Genomic DNA, 13,608 nt, shown 5'->3' on the forward strand with positions numbered 1-13,608 from the left:
TGCTCAGATCCCCAGCCGGTCGCGCAGCCCATACCACCAGGAGCCGATCACCGAATAGGGCACGCGCAGCATCCGCCCGCCCGGAAAGGGGATCCAGGGCACGGCGGCGAAGGTGTCGAAGCGCGTGCTGTCGCCGTGGATCGCCTCGGCCAGGATGCGGCCGAAGGTATGGCTGCCGGTGACGCCATGGCCCGAATAGCCATGGGCGAAATAGGTGTTTGCGCCGATCCGGCCCATCTGCGGCACCCGGCTGAAGGACAGCGCGAAATTCCCCGACCAGGCATGGTCGATCCGCACCCCGCCAAGCTGCGGGAACACCTTGAGCATGTTGCGCCGCAGCTTGGCCTGGATGTCGCGGGGATCGGCGCCGCCATAGACCGTGCCGCCGCCGAACAGCAGCCGGTGATCCGCCGACATGCGGAAATAGTCGAGGATGTAGCGCACGTCCTCGACGCAGGCATCCGAGGGCATCAGGGCGCGGGCCCGCGCCTCGCCCAGCGGCTCGGTCGCCATGATCTGGGTCGAGACCGGCATCACCCGCCGTTCCAGCGCCGGCACGACATGGCCCAGATAGGCATTGCCGCACAGCACCAGCACCCTGGCCCGGACCTCGCCCGTGGCGGTGCGCAGGCGGGGGGCCGCGGCCTCGTGATCGACCGAGATCGCAGGCGACATCTCGAAGATGGTGCCGCCCAGGCTTTCCAGCGCCGCGGCCTCGCCCAGGGCCAGGTTCAGCGGGTGCATGTGCCCGCCCTTGTGGTCGATCATGCCGCCGACATAGCGGTCGGTGACGACATGGTCCTGCATCCGGGCGGCGTCGAGCATCTCCTGGCTGTCGATGCCGTAGCTGCGCCAGAGCGTCCAGCGGGCCTCGAGCTCGCGCATATGCGCGCCGGTCAGCGCCGCAAAGACGTTGCCGGGCTTGAGGTCGCACCGGATGTCATAGGTCGCGACGCGCTCGCGGATGATGTCGCCGCCCTCCATGACCAGCCCGGCGACGAAGCGCGCCGTGTCCTGGCCGTAGCGCCGGGCGATGGTCTGCAGGCTGGCATTCAGCCCGTTGACGATCTGCCCGCCATTGCGTCCCGAGGCGCCCCAGCCGATGCGCGCGCCCTCGATGACCGTGACCTTGTAGCCCTTTTCGGCCAGGTGCAGGGCGGTCGAAAGCCCGGTATAGCCGGCGCCGAGGACGCAGATCTCGGTCTCGTGCAGCCCGGTCAGCGCGGGGCGCAGCGGCGCGGGATTGGCCGAGGCGGCGTAATAGCTGGCGGGATAGGCGCCGCTGCCGGCATAGGACGTCGCGGGCATCAGACGGCCTCGAGATAGGAGTGGTATTCGAATTCGGTGACGTGGCGGGTGAAGCGGCGCAACTCCTGCTGCTTGCATTGCACGAACATGCGCCGCAGCCGCTTGCTGAAGATGCGCTCGACCAGCGCCCCGCGCGAAAAGGCCTCGATGGCCGAGGCCCAGTCGGGCGGCAGCGAGTCGAGATCCAGCGAATAGGCGTCGCCGGTTATGGGCGGCGGCGGCTCCCACTGGTTCTCGATGCCGAGCAGCGCGCCGCCCAGGATCGAGGCCAGCACCAGATAGGGATTGGCGTCTGCGCCGGCCACGCGATGCTCGATCCGCCGCGCCCTGGGGCTGCCGCCGGGGATGCGGATGGCGGCGGTGCGGTTCTCATAGCCCCAAGCCACGGCCGAGGGCGCATGGGCACCGGGCAGCAGCCGGCGGAAGCTGTTTTCATGCGGCGCGAAGACCAGCGCGTTTTCCTGCATGGTGCGGATCAGCCCGGCAACGGCATGGCGCAGGATCCCGGTCCCCTCCTCGCCGCCATTGTCGAAGACGTTCCGGCCCTCGGCATCGTTGAGCGAGAAATGCACGTGCATCCCCGATCCGGCCCGCTCGCCATAGGGCTTGGCCATGAAGGTGGCGGCGAAGCCGTGCTTGCGGGCGATGCCGCGCACCAGCCGCTTGAACAGCACCGCGTCGTCGGCGGCCTCCAGCGGGTCGGCGACATGCAGCAGGTTGATCTCGAACTGCCCGGCGCCGTTTTCCGAGATCGCCGCATCGGCCGGGATGCCCTGCGCGGCGCAGCAGTCATAGACCTCGTTCAGGAAGGCGTCGAAATGCTGCAACTCGTCCAGAGACAGCGCGCCGTCCGAATCCAGCCGCTTGCCGGTGATCGGGGAACGCGGCGGCTGCGGCACCGGCCCCGAGGGATCCACGACGTAGAATTCCAGCTCGGTCGCCACCACCGGGGTCAGGCCGCGCGCCTTGTAGCGCTCGACCACCGCGGCCAGCGCCCGGCGCGGGTCGCCCGGAAAGGGCGTGCCGTCTTCCTGCCGCATCCACAGCTGGGCGAAGGCGGCCGGCCGCGTGGTCCAGTCCACCGGGCTCAGCGGCCGGCCGGTGAATTCGCAGATGCCGTCCGCATCGCCGGTATCCCAGACCAGCTCGTTGCCCTCGATATCCTCGCCCCAGATATCCATGCCCAGCAGCGACAGCGGCATGCGCAGCGCGCCCGAGGTGATCTTGTCCAGCTGATCGACCGGCACGCGCTTGCCGCGCATCACGCCGTTCAGGTCGCAGATGCAGGCGAAGATCGTCTCGATCTCCGGCCGGTCGGCAAGCCAGGCCGTGGCATCCACGGTTGTCATGATCGCGCTCCTTGAAGATCACATACGAAATTTTGTGATAGCATTTCTTATGATGTGATGGATTAATGCCTTGAGTCAAGTCGGCACCTGCGTCATTCTGGCCGCCCCTGCCCCTGCCCCTGCCCCTGCCCCTGCCCCTGCCCGAGCGCCCGCCATGGTCCAGCCCCTGCTTCCCGAGATCCCGCGCGACGCGGCGATGACGACGCAGGAATATGCCTATGGCCGGCTGCGCAATGCGGTCATGGTCGGCGCGCTGCGGCCCGGCACGGCGCTGACCTTTCGCGGCCTGGCCGAGCAGATGGGGCTGAGCCCGACGCCGATCCGCGAGGCGGTGCGGCGGCTGAGCTCGGAACATGCCATCGAGGTGCTGGGCAACCGCCGGCTGCGGGTGCCCGAGATGACGCCGGGCCGGTTCGAGGAACTGGTGCAGCTGCGCATCGCGCTGGAAACCCATGCCGCCGGCCGCGCCTTCCCCTGGCTCTCGGACATCGCCATCGACCGGCTGGCCGGGATCGACGCGGCCATGGATGCCGCGCTGGCCGGCGATGATCTCGACGGGCTGACGCGGCTGAACCAGGATTTCCACAAGATGCTTTACGGGCTCAATCCCGACCAGGCGGCGATGCCGCTGATCGAGAGCGTCTGGCTGCAGCTGGGCCCCTTCCAGCGCCAGGCGATCGAGCATCTGTCCGGAATCACCGCCGCCGACCGTCACAAGGAGATGCTGGCCGCCATGCGGGCCCGCGACCTGCCGGCGCTTTGCGTGGCGATCGAGGCCGATGTGCATGACGGCTCGATCCGCGCCGGCCGGATGATGCTGGCGCAAGCCCGGACGCATCGCTGAGCCCGGGATCGGCGGCTTGTCGCGCATGGCCGCCGCCAGCCTGCAATTTCGCGGCATCGCCGCTAAACCCGCGGCTGCCTGCGCGTTATTCTCCATCAGAAGCCCTGCGATGGAGATCCAGAATGAAACGCCCCCTCCGGCTTGCCCTGATCCTTGCGCTGGCCGGCAGCCTTGCCACCCCCGCGCTGGCCGACCGGGATCGCGGCCGCGACCGGCATGACCGGCACGAGCGCCATCACCACCAGCGCCACGACGACGACCGCCGCCGCCATCACCGCCATGAGGTCCGCTGGCACTGCCCGCCGGGACTGATGAAGAAGGACCGGGCCTGCGTGCCGCCCGGCCAGGCCCGCAAGCATGCCCGCCGCTATCCGCGGGCGGGCGAATATCTGCGCGCCGGCGATTACCGGCTGATCGGCGACCCGCACCGCTATGCGCTGGAACAGCGCCGCGGCTGGGACTATTACCGCGACGATGATCGGATCTATCGCGTGGACAGCAGCACCCGCCGAATCCTGGCGGTGCTGGAACTGATCAACGCCTTCTCGAACTGAAAGACATATGCAGGGGCCGGGTGTGACCCGGCCCTCTGCGGTTCACATGACCAGCGGCCGACGGTGCTGCAGGTGCCGCATGGCCAGCTTGCGGCCCCGGCGCCCGCTGGGCAGCACGCGCGCCGCCTCGGGCCGGAAATCCTTGTCCCGCAGTTCAGGGAACAGGGCGAAGATCTCGGCGGCGGCGGCTGGTCCGACCGATTTCAGCGCCTCGGCCCCGGTATGGAGCGATTCCGTCTCGGCGCCGTTCGAGATCACCACCTCGTGCCGGTCAAACAGCATGTGGTAATACTCGACCTGGTCAAAGTTCGCGGCGATGTCGATGCCGTCCAGCACCAGCAGCTGCTTGGCCGCGACCAGCACCTCGGCCGCGCCGAACATGCGGCATGCGATCGAGGACCGCACCAGAATCCGGTGTTGCGGCGAGACCAGCAGATCACACACCGGCCGGCCTGCGCCAAGCGCGCCCGCCCGAATGCGGATCGGCCGCAGATGCGGGGCCCGCAGCAGTTGCAGGGCCGACAGCCGGGTGCTGCCGATCCAGCGCAGCACCTGCGGGCCATGGTCGCGGGTCATGACCAGGTCGCCGGCCGCCAGCGTCTCGATGGCGACGGGACCGTTCGGCGTCTCGATCAGGGTGCCGCGGCAAAAACAGGGCGCACCCTGGATGTCGTTGCTGCGGATGCTCAGCGTGCCGACCTCCTGGCCGTCGCTGTTGATGACGCGATAGGACCAGTCCTTGTAGGACGGGCTCTCGGCGTCATCCTCGGCAAGATTGTCCACCTGCAGCGACCAGCCCTCGGGCAGGTTGACGACAGTATTGTCGATTTCTTCGTCGGAAGGCTGCGAATCGACGGTGATCGCGCCGCTGAACCCCGGCCCGATATTTACCGTCACCGTGTCGTCGGTGCCGTTGTTTCCGACATTTTCATAAAACGATCCGAATCCATTCGCATTGATCGTGAAGTCCGCCATGGTCTGGCCCTTTTCCGTTGTGTTGAGACTTCTTCAGACAGCGCGTGAAGCACGCCCCCCGACCTGGGCGGCGCGGTCAACATCCTAACGGTTCCGACCGAGCGGTTCAGGCCAGATCGTGCAGAATAAAGGCCGGATCCGGCGATGCCGCAGCGTCACTCAACCTAAAGGAAAGGTTATTGAATCCAAGCAATCAGGCGTTGAACAGGAAATGCAGCACGTCGCCGTCCTGCACCACATAGGACTTGCCCTCGACGCGGAACTTGCCGGCCTCGCGTGCGCCGGCCTCGCCCTTGTAGGTGACGTAATCGTCATAGGCGACGGTCTCGGCGCGGATGAAGCCGCGCTCGAAATCGCCATGGATCACGCCCGCCGCTGCCGGGGCCAGGGTGCCCTTGTGGATGGTCCAGGCGCGCGCTTCCTTGGGGCCGACGGTGAAATAGGTCTCCAGGCCCAGAAGCTTGTAGCCCTCGCGGATCAGCCGGTCGAGGCCGGCCTCGTGCAGGCCCATCTCCTCCAGGAACATCCCGGCCTCCTCGGCGGGCAGCTGGCTGATCTCTTCCTCGATCCTGGCCGAGATCACCACATGGCCGGCGCCCTGCTCGGCCGCCATCTGCGCCACGCGCTCGGACTGGCTGTTGCCGGTGGCGGCCTTGTCTTCCTCGACATTGCAGACGAACAGGACCGGCTTGGCGGTCAGCAGCTGCAGCATGTCCCAGGCTTTCCGGTCCTCGTCCGCGACCTGCACGGTCCGGGCGGGCTTGCCGGATTCCAGCGCCGCCTGCGCGGCCTTGAGCAGCTTTTCCTGCGCCACGGCCTCCTTGTCGCCGCCCTTCAGCTTGCGGGCGATATTGGCCAGCCGGCGCTCGACCGATTCCAGGTCGGCGATCATCAGCTCGGTCTCGATGGTCTCGGCATCGGCGATGGGATCGACGCGGCCCTCGACATGGGTCACGTCGCCATCCTCGAAGCAGCGCAGAACATGGGCGATGGCGTCCACTTCGCGGATATTGGCCAGGAACTGGTTGCCCAGCCCTTCCCCTTTGCTGGCGCCCTTCACCAACCCGGCGATGTCGACGAAGGTGATGCGGGTCGGGATGATCTGCTTCGAACCGGCGATCTCGGCCAGCCTGTCCAGCCGCGGATCGGGCACCGCGACCTCGCCCACATTCGGCTCGATGGTGCAGAAGGGGAAGTTCGCGGCCTGCGCGGCGGCGGTTTTCGTCAGCGCGTTGAACAGCGTCGATTTGCCCACGTTCGGCAGGCCGACGATCCCCATGCGAAAGCCCATGATGCACCCCTTTTCCCGGATTTCCGCGCTTATTATGGGGCCACGTCGCCCGAGTCCAGTGGCGGGCCGTTGATCTTGCCCCGGGCGCGGGCTAGGGCTGGGCGGACCATGAGGGAACGGGGCGCATGAGCAGAATCGACGACACTTTCGCGCGGCTGGCCGAAACCGGCGGCAAGGCCTTCGTCGCCTACATGATGGGCTGCGACCCGGATTTCGACACCTCGCTGCAGATCATGCGCGGCCTGCCCGGCGCGGGCGTGGACATCATCGAACTGGGCATGCCCTTCACCGACCCGATGGCCGACGGCGCCACCATCCAGGCGGCGGGCCAGCGCGCGCTGGCGGCCGGCGGCAGCGTCAGCCGGGTGCTGGACATGGTGCGCGCCTTTCGCCGGGACGACGATGCCACCCCCATCGTGCTGATGGGCTATTACAACCCGATCTATGCCCGCAAGGGCGGCGTGGACCGCTTCATCGCCGAGGCGGTCGAGGCCGGCGTGGACGGGCTGATCGTCGTCGACCTGCCGCCCGAGGAGGATGCCGAACTGTGCCTGCCGGCACGCGAGGCCGGGCTGAACTTCATCCGCCTGGCGACGCCCACCACCGACGACCGCCGCCTGCCCGCCGTGGTGAAGAACACCTCGGGCTTCGTCTATTACGTCTCGGTCACCGGCATCACCGGCGGTCCCGCCGCCAATGCCGCCGAGGTCGCGCCCGAAGTGGCCCGCATCCGCGCCAGCGCGAAACTGCCGGTCGTGGTCGGCTTCGGCATCTCGACCCCCGAGGCGGCGCAGGCGGTGGCGGGCGTGGCCGATGGCTGCGTCGTGGGTTCGGCCATCGTCAAGCTGATCGGCGAGGGCCGCCCGGTGCCCGAGATCCTGTCCTTCGTCGCCGACCTGGCGCGCGGCGCGCATAGCGCCTGAACCGATCCTCCGCCCGGCGCGTTCGATGATGCAGAACGCCGCGTTCCCGCCTTTGTCGGTTGGGGAAACGCGGCGCGACGCTATCTTGGACGCATCGCAAGACGGAGGATTTCATGCCCACCCTGTTCTACCATGCCGGCGCCTGCTCGCTCGCGCCCCATATCGTGCTGGAATGGATCCAGGCGCCCTATGAGGCGGTGGCGGTCGAATTCGGCTCGGCCGAACTGCTGGCGGTGAACCCGGCCGGCGCCGTGCCGGTGCTGCGCGAGGATGACGGCTGGACCCTGACCCAGGCGGGCGCGATCCTGCACCATCTGGCGCGCAAGCATCCCGAGGCCGATCTGGCCGGCGGCGACGGCCTGCGGGCGCAGGCCGAGCTCGACCGCTGGTCCAGCTTCTTCACCGGCGACCTGCATCCGGCCTTCTTCCCGCTGTTCACGCCGCAGCGCTATACCACCAGCCGCGAGCAGGCCGACCGCGAGGCGGTGCAGGAGGCCGCGCGCAAGCTGGTCCGCAAGCGGCTGGCGCTGCTGGATGCGCATCTGGAGGGGCGCGACTGGATCCTAGGCCGCCGCTCGGTGATCGACGCCTATGCCTTTCCGATGCTGCGTTGGGCCGCGAAACTGCTGCCCGAGGAAACCCAGGGCTGGGCCGATGTGCAGGCCCTGCATGACCGCATCGCGGCCGATCCGGCCGTGCAGACCGTCCTTGCCCGCGAAGAGGGCGCCTGAGGAGAAAACGCCATGCCCACCGGCATCCATCACGTCACCGGCATTACCCGCCGGGTGCAGGCCAATGTCGATTTCTACGCCGGCTTCCTGGGTCTGCGTCTGGTCAAGCGCACGGGCGGGTTCGAGGATGCCAAGCAACTGCACCTGTTCTATGGCGACACGCTCGGCTCGCCCGGCTCGCTCGTCACCTTCCTGGTGTGGGAGGACGGGGCGCCGGGCCGGGTCGGCCATAGCCAGGTGGCCGAGATCGCGCTGGCGGTGCCGCCCGCCAGCATCGGCGACTGGCTGACCCGCGCCATGACTGCGCGCGTGCCGGTCGAGGGACCGCTGCGCGAACGGGGCGAGACCGTGCTGCGGCTGAAGGATCCCGATGGCGTGATCGTCAAGCTGGTGGGGGCGGACCTGGCCGCCGCGGCCCGCCTGCCCGACCCGATCGCGCCGACGCGGCTGCGCGGCGTCACCATCCTGACCGAGCAGCCGCAGGCGACGCGGGATTTCCTGACCCGCTTCGGCTATCGCCCCGGCGCGACCGAGGGCGCGGTGCAGCGCATGGAATCGGACACGGATGTCGTCGACATCCGCGACGCCACCGGCTTCTTTCCGGGCATTCCCGGCACCGGCATCCTGGATCACGTCGCCTTCCGGGCGCCGGACGCCGATGCGGTGCGCCGGATGCGGCTGGCGCTGAAGGATACCGACGCGACCAGCGTGCATGACCGGAAATATTTCCTGTCGCTCTATGTGCGCGAGCCGGCGGGGACGCTGCTGGAATATGCCACCGACGCCCCCGGGTTCACCGTGGACGAGGCGGCCGAGCACCTGGGCGAGACGCTGTTCGTCCCGCCCCATGACGCGGCCCGCGCCGAGGACCTGCGCGTGATCCTGCCGCAATTCGCCCTGCCGGGCGAGGAAAGGAGCCCGATGCGCGATCTGCATTTCATCCACCGCTTCCACCGCCCGGAAAACCCGGACGGCAGCACCATGCTGCTGCTGCACGGCACCGGCGGCAACGAATCCGACCTGATGCCGCTGGCCCATCGCATGGCGCCGAACGCCACGCTGCTGGGCGTCCGCGGCCGCTCGACCGAGGAAGGCATCAACCGCTGGTTCCGCCGATACGACGCGGTGACCTATGACCAGGAGGACATCCGCGCCGAGGCTGCGGCCTTTGCCGGCTTCATCGACGAGGCGGCGCGGGCCTATGGGCTGGACCCCAAGGCGCTGACCTGCCTGGGCTATTCCAACGGCGCGAACCTGCTGGGCGCGGTCATGCAGCTGCATCCCGGCCTGGTCCGCCGCGCGGTTCTGCTGCGCGCCGTGCAGGTTCTGGAGCAGCCGCCGGCGCTGGACGCACAGGCCCTGGCCGGCAGCCGGGTGCTGATGCTGACCGGCGCCCGCGACCCCTTTGCCCGCATGGCCCCGGCGCTGGAGCGCGCCTTGCAGGACGGCGGCGCGGCGCTGGAGGCGCGGACCATCGAGGCGGGGCACGAGCTTCAGCCCGAGGACCTGACGCTGGCCGCCGACTGGCTGGGCCGCGGCTGAGGTTCCGGGCCGGCGGCGCGGCGACCCTCGGCCCTGTCGCATGAGTATTCATGGAACAGAGAAGACCGACAGGCGGGTCGCGAGGCCAGCCTGTTCCTTTCCGGCGGGCTGTTTCCGATTTCCGAACGCGGCTTCCGATTCCGGTTGGCTTGCCCGAAGGCCGCGCCGCGGCCAGCTTGAGACCACGACAATCAGGCCCGCGGCCGCGACCGGCCCGCAAGACCAGCACGAAGGACCAGACCATGAGCAAGAAACCGCATATCGCCATCATCATTGGCTCGACCCGCGCCGCGCGCTTTGCCGACAAGCCGGCCGCCTGGCTGCTTGAGAATGCACAGAAGCGCAAGGACATGAGCTTCGAGCTGGTGGACCTGCGCGATTACGACCTGCCGCTGTTCGACGAGGTCGCCTCGAACCTCTGGGTGCCGTCGCAGGATCCGCGGGCGGTGAGATGGCAGCAGAAATTGGCCGAGTTCGACGGCTATGTCTTCGTGACTTCGGAATACAACCACTCGGTCAGCGGCTCGCTGAAGAACGCGCTGGACCAGGCCTACAAGGAATGGAACCGCAAGCCGGCGGCGGCCATGGGCTATGGCGGCGTCGGCGCCGCCCGCGCCATCGAGCATCTGCGCGGCATCGCCGTCGAATTGCAGATGGTGCCGCTGCGCAATGCCGTGCATCTGGGCGGCGGCGATTTCTTCAAGGTCTCGCCGCTGGGTGCCAATGGCGAGATGGCCGAGGTCGAGGCGAACCTGCTGCCGGCGCTGGAGGCCATGCTGGACGAACTGGCCTGGTGGGCCGAGGCAACCATGGCGCAGCGCGCCAAGACCGCCTGAGGCGGGCAGGTCGATCGGCATGGGGGCGGTCATTGCGACCGCCCCTTTTTCATGGGCCCACGCTGCGGGCAGGCGCGGCATGAAAAAGGCCGCCGGGGCGATCCGGCGGCCTTGCCTTTGGTTCGGCGGGGCTCAGTCCAGCGGCTTCAGCCGTGCCTCGATCTGCGCGCGCTGGCCCTCCAGGAAGGGCGGCAGCGACAGGGTTTCGCCCAGGCTCTCCAGCGGCTCGTCCACGGCGAATCCGGGCTCGTCGCTGGCGATCTCGAACAGGTTGCCGCCCGGCTCGCGGAAATAGAGCGAGCGGAAATAATAGCGCTCGACCTCGCCCGAGCTGGGCACCCGCAGTGCGGCCAGCCGCTGGGCCCAGGCGTGGATCGCCGGCTTGTCGGGCACGCGGAAGGCGACGTGATGCACCCCGCCCGCGCCCTGGCGCGCCACCGGCAGATCGGGCTGGACCGCGACATGCAGCTCGGCCGCGGGGCCGCCCCGGCCCATCTCGTAGACATGGACGGTGCCCTGCCCGTCGGGGCTGGCATAGTCGCGCACCTTGCGCAGGCCCATCACCTGGGTCAGCACCGCCTCGGTCGGCGCCAGATCGGGCACCGAAATGGTGATCGGCCCCAGCCCGTGGATCTGGTGCTGCGCCGGCACCGGGCTTTTCGCCCAGGGCGCGGGCTCGGCGTCGGGCGTGTCCGCGGTCAGGCGGAAACGCTGGCCCTCGGGATCCTCGAAATCGAGGCTGGCGCGGCCATCCAGCGCGCCGATCCGCCCAACGGTCAGGCCGCGATCCGCAAGCCTGCCGGCCCAGTAGTCGAGACTGTCGCTCGCGACCCGCAGCCCGGTGCGGCTGATCGAATGGGTGCCGCGCCGCTCGGGCGCCGCCGGCCAGTCGAAGAAGGTCAGGTCGGTGCCGGGACGGGCCAACCCGTCGGCATAGAACAGGTGATAGGCGCTGGTGTCGTCCTGGTTGACGGTCTTCTTGACCAGCCGCAGCCCCAGCGTGTCGGTATAGAACCGCTTGTTGCCGGGCGCATCGGCGGTGATCGCCGTCAGGTGGTGAATTCCGGTCAGCTCCATGATGGGCCTCCTTTCTCTTGCCTGCCAATATCGGCCATGGCAGCCGTTTCCGCCACGGCGGCGGCCGCGAACATCGCGTTCTGCGATTGCGAACGGCGCGGCAGCGGCTAGACTGCCGCCATGCGCTATGACCTGAACGATCTGGAAACCTTCCTGACGGTGATGGAGCTGGGCACGGTCACCGCCGCCGCCGCGCGGCTGAACCTGTCGAAATCCGTGGTCAGCAAGCGCATCACCGACCTGGAGGCCACGCTGGGCGCGGCACTGTTTCGCCGCAATGCCGGCCGCATCACCCCCACCGAGGCGGCGCTGCGCCTGGCCGAGCGGCTGCGCCCGGCGCTGGCCGAGCTGGTCGCGGCCGCCGAAAGCACCGCCTGGGACATGGACGGGCTGGCGCCGCTGCGCGGCAGCCTGTCCATCGCCGCGCCGATGAGCTTCGGCGTGCTGCATCTGGGGCCCATCATCGCCCGCTTCGCCGCCCGGAACCCCGAGCTGGAGATCACCGTCGATTACGACGACCGCACCCGCGACCTGGCGCGCGAGGGCTTCGACATAGGCATCCGCATCGGCAAGATGCGCGACAAGGCGCTGATGCAGCGCAAGCTGTGCGAGGATGAAAGCGTCGCCTGCGCCAGCCCCGCCTATCTGGACCGCAGGGGCCGCCCGCAGACTCTGGCCGACCTGCGCGAGCATGAGGTGATCGGCTACAGCCACCTGCCGAACAGCCAGCTCTGGCAGTTCCAGGATCGCGACCGCTTCGTCTCGCCCTGGGTCGCGGGGCGGCTGTCGATGAACAATGGCGAGGCGATCCGCGACATGGCCATCGAGGGGCTGGGCCTCGCCATGCTGCCCGGCTTCGTCGTCGCCCCGGCGCTGGCGGACGGGCGGCTGGAACGGGTGCTGACCGGCTTCGGCACCAGGCCGCTGCCCATCGTCGCGGTCTGGCCGCCGGTCCAGCCCATGCCGGCCAAGCTGCGCCGCTTCATCGACCATGTGGCGTCGGAACTGCGCCTGCCCTCGTGGCAGGCGGGCTGGGGCACCGGCCGCCGCGACGCCATGTCCCCGGAACTCTCAGCATCAAAGGTCGCCCCGTGAACCAGGATGGCGTGAAGAAGATCGGTTTCCTGTCCTTCGGCCATTGGTCGGACGAGCCCGCCTCGCAGACCCGCAGCGCCCAGGACGTGCTGCTGCAATCCATCGACCTGGCCCAGGGCGCCGAGGGGCTGGGCGCGGACGGCGCCTATTTCCGCGTGCATCATTTCGCCCGCCAGCTTGCCTCGCCCTTCCCGCTGCTGGCGGCGGTCGGCGCGCGCACGAAACGCATCGAGATCGGCACCGCCGTCATCGACATGCGCTACGAGAACCCCTTCTACATGACCGAGGATGCGGGCGCCGCCGACCTGATCGCGGGCGGGCGGCTGCAGCTCGGCATCTCGCGTGGCTCGCCCGAACAGGTGATCGAGGGCTGGCGCTATTTCGGCTATCGCCCGGCCGAGGGGGAAAGCGATGCCGACATGGCCCGCCGCCATGCCGAGGTCCTGCTGCAGCTTCTCGAGGGACAGGGCTTCGCGCCGCCGAACCCGCGGCCGATGTTCCCGAACCCGCCGGGCCTCTTGCGGCTCGAGCCGCATTCGCCCGGCCTGCGCGACCGCATCTGGTGGGGCGCGGCCTCGAACGCCACGGCGCAATGGGCGGCGCGGCTGGGCATGAACCTGCAAAGCTCGACGCTGAAGGATGACGAGAACGGCAAGCCCTTCCACGTCCAGCAGGCCGAGCAGATCCGCGCATATCGCGAAGCCTGGGCGGCGGCCGGGCACAAGCGCACGCCCCGCGTCTCGGTCAGCCGCTCGATCTTCGCGCTGATGGACGACCGCGACCGGATGTATTTCGGCCGCGGCGGCAAGGAAAGCGACCAGATCGGCTTCATCGAGGAGACCCGCGCGATCTTCGGCCGCGGCTATGCGGCCGAGCCCGAGCGGCTGATCGAGGAGCTGCGCGGCGACGAGGGCATCGCCGAGGCCGACACCTTGCTGCTGACGGTGCCGAACCAGCTGGGCGTGGACTACAACCTGCATGTGATCGAGGCGATCCTGAAACATGTCGCCCCGGCCCTGGGCTGGCGCTGAATGCCGGTGCGGCAGGGCCTTGTCCCCCTCCGGCACCAAGCTAGGCTGGAAC

The 13,608-nt window shown here is 68.9% G+C and carries 13 protein-coding genes; 8 read left to right on the top strand and 5 right to left on the bottom strand.

Going from position 1 to position 13,608, the window contains the following annotated elements:
- Positions 1 to 3 precede the first annotated feature (3 nt).
- Both I9P22_RS02200 and I9P22_RS02205 read right to left on the bottom strand, forming a co-directional pair.
- Complete coding sequence (locus I9P22_RS02200) at positions 4 to 1,308, bottom strand: NAD(P)/FAD-dependent oxidoreductase (protein WP_199257771.1); 1,305 nt, start codon at positions 1,306 to 1,308, stop codon at positions 4 to 6.
- Positions 1,308 to 2,657 (bottom strand): glutamine synthetase family protein, encoded by a 1,350-nt coding sequence (locus I9P22_RS02205; RefSeq protein WP_199257772.1) that lies wholly within the window; start codon positions 2,655 to 2,657, stop codon positions 1,308 to 1,310. The genes I9P22_RS02200 and I9P22_RS02205 overlap by 1 nt, the downstream gene beginning before the upstream one ends.
- Before the next feature lie 154 nt (positions 2,658 to 2,811).
- Between I9P22_RS02205 and I9P22_RS02210 the strand changes: the two genes are divergently transcribed.
- Both I9P22_RS02210 and I9P22_RS02215 read left to right on the top strand, forming a co-directional pair.
- Positions 2,812 to 3,501 (top strand): GntR family transcriptional regulator, encoded by a 690-nt coding sequence (locus tag I9P22_RS02210; protein WP_199257773.1) that lies wholly within the window; start codon positions 2,812 to 2,814, stop codon positions 3,499 to 3,501.
- Between the two features lie 122 nt (positions 3,502 to 3,623).
- The gene (locus I9P22_RS02215; protein ID WP_199257774.1) at positions 3,624 to 4,055 is read left to right on the top strand and encodes a hypothetical protein; all 432 of its coding nucleotides are present in this window, start codon (positions 3,624 to 3,626) and stop codon (positions 4,053 to 4,055) included.
- 42 nt (positions 4,056 to 4,097) lie between these two features.
- On the opposite strand, the gene I9P22_RS02220 is transcribed toward I9P22_RS02215, so the two are convergent.
- Together I9P22_RS02220 and ychF are read right to left on the bottom strand one after the other, a co-directional pair.
- Positions 4,098 to 5,030: a Hint domain-containing protein gene (locus I9P22_RS02220; protein WP_199257775.1), complete on the bottom strand. Its 933-nt coding sequence runs from the start codon at positions 5,028 to 5,030 to the stop codon at positions 4,098 to 4,100.
- A 193-nt stretch (positions 5,031 to 5,223) separates the two neighbouring features.
- On the bottom strand, positions 5,224 to 6,321 hold the full coding sequence (ychF, locus tag I9P22_RS02225) for a redox-regulated ATPase YchF (RefSeq protein ID WP_199257776.1): 1,098 nt from the start codon (positions 6,319 to 6,321) through the stop codon (positions 5,224 to 5,226).
- Positions 6,322 to 6,446: 125 nt separating this feature from the next.
- On the opposite strand from ychF, the gene trpA reads away from it, so the two are divergent.
- From trpA to I9P22_RS02245, 4 genes are all read left to right on the top strand, one after another.
- Positions 6,447 to 7,244 (top strand): tryptophan synthase subunit alpha, encoded by a 798-nt coding sequence (gene trpA / locus I9P22_RS02230; protein WP_199257777.1) that lies wholly within the window; start codon positions 6,447 to 6,449, stop codon positions 7,242 to 7,244.
- Between the two features lie 113 nt (positions 7,245 to 7,357).
- Positions 7,358 to 7,975, top strand: coding sequence for a glutathione S-transferase family protein (locus tag I9P22_RS02235; protein ID WP_199257778.1), 618 nt, complete (start codon positions 7,358 to 7,360; stop codon positions 7,973 to 7,975).
- A gap of 12 nt (positions 7,976 to 7,987) precedes the next feature.
- Positions 7,988 to 9,517, top strand: coding sequence for a VOC family protein (locus I9P22_RS02240; protein ID WP_199257779.1), 1,530 nt, complete (start codon positions 7,988 to 7,990; stop codon positions 9,515 to 9,517).
- 242 nt (positions 9,518 to 9,759) lie between these two features.
- Entirely contained in the window at positions 9,760 to 10,353 is a 594-nt protein-coding gene (locus I9P22_RS02245; protein ID WP_199257780.1) for an NADPH-dependent FMN reductase, read from the top strand.
- A gap of 132 nt (positions 10,354 to 10,485) precedes the next feature.
- Here the strand turns inward: I9P22_RS02245 and I9P22_RS02250 are convergent, their stop codons facing one another.
- Positions 10,486 to 11,430, bottom strand: coding sequence for a ring-cleaving dioxygenase (locus I9P22_RS02250; RefSeq protein WP_199257781.1), 945 nt, complete (start codon positions 11,428 to 11,430; stop codon positions 10,486 to 10,488).
- 120 nt (positions 11,431 to 11,550) lie between these two features.
- Between I9P22_RS02250 and I9P22_RS02255 the strand changes: the two genes are divergently transcribed.
- Positions 11,551 to 12,525: a LysR family transcriptional regulator gene (locus I9P22_RS02255; protein ID WP_199257782.1), complete on the top strand. Its 975-nt coding sequence runs from the start codon at positions 11,551 to 11,553 to the stop codon at positions 12,523 to 12,525.
- A gap of 11 nt (positions 12,526 to 12,536) precedes the next feature.
- The gene (locus tag I9P22_RS02260) at positions 12,537 to 13,556 is read left to right on the top strand and encodes an LLM class flavin-dependent oxidoreductase (protein WP_199257808.1); all 1,020 of its coding nucleotides are present in this window, start codon (positions 12,537 to 12,539) and stop codon (positions 13,554 to 13,556) included.
- The last annotated feature ends 52 nt before the right edge of the window (positions 13,557 to 13,608 follow it).

This window comes from Paracoccus binzhouensis, from assembly GCF_016446475.1.
Classification (GTDB): Bacteria; Pseudomonadota; Alphaproteobacteria; order Rhodobacterales; family Rhodobacteraceae; genus Paracoccus; species Paracoccus binzhouensis.

What these genes read in the sequence shown, in the direction of transcription:
- I9P22_RS02200 (WP_199257771.1), bottom strand. Translation starts at nt 1,308, where the DNA reads ATGCCCGCGACGTCCTATGCCGGCAGCGGCGCCTATCCCGCCAGCTAT.
- I9P22_RS02205 (WP_199257772.1), bottom strand. Translation starts at nt 2,657, where the DNA reads ATGACAACCGTGGATGCCACGGCCTGGCTTGCCGACCGGCCGGAGATC.
- I9P22_RS02210 (WP_199257773.1), top strand. Translation starts at nt 2,812, where the DNA reads ATGGTCCAGCCCCTGCTTCCCGAGATCCCGCGCGACGCGGCGATGACG.
- I9P22_RS02215 (WP_199257774.1), top strand. Translation starts at nt 3,624, where the DNA reads ATGAAACGCCCCCTCCGGCTTGCCCTGATCCTTGCGCTGGCCGGCAGC.
- I9P22_RS02220 (WP_199257775.1), bottom strand. Translation starts at nt 5,030, where the DNA reads ATGGCGGACTTCACGATCAATGCGAATGGATTCGGATCGTTTTATGAA.
- ychF (WP_199257776.1), bottom strand. Translation starts at nt 6,321, where the DNA reads ATGGGCTTTCGCATGGGGATCGTCGGCCTGCCGAACGTGGGCAAATCG.
- trpA (WP_199257777.1), top strand. Translation starts at nt 6,447, where the DNA reads ATGAGCAGAATCGACGACACTTTCGCGCGGCTGGCCGAAACCGGCGGC.
- I9P22_RS02235 (WP_199257778.1), top strand. Translation starts at nt 7,358, where the DNA reads ATGCCCACCCTGTTCTACCATGCCGGCGCCTGCTCGCTCGCGCCCCAT.
- I9P22_RS02240 (WP_199257779.1), top strand. Translation starts at nt 7,988, where the DNA reads ATGCCCACCGGCATCCATCACGTCACCGGCATTACCCGCCGGGTGCAG.
- I9P22_RS02245 (WP_199257780.1), top strand. Translation starts at nt 9,760, where the DNA reads ATGAGCAAGAAACCGCATATCGCCATCATCATTGGCTCGACCCGCGCC.
- I9P22_RS02250 (WP_199257781.1), bottom strand. Translation starts at nt 11,430, where the DNA reads ATGGAGCTGACCGGAATTCACCACCTGACGGCGATCACCGCCGATGCG.
- I9P22_RS02255 (WP_199257782.1), top strand. Translation starts at nt 11,551, where the DNA reads ATGCGCTATGACCTGAACGATCTGGAAACCTTCCTGACGGTGATGGAG.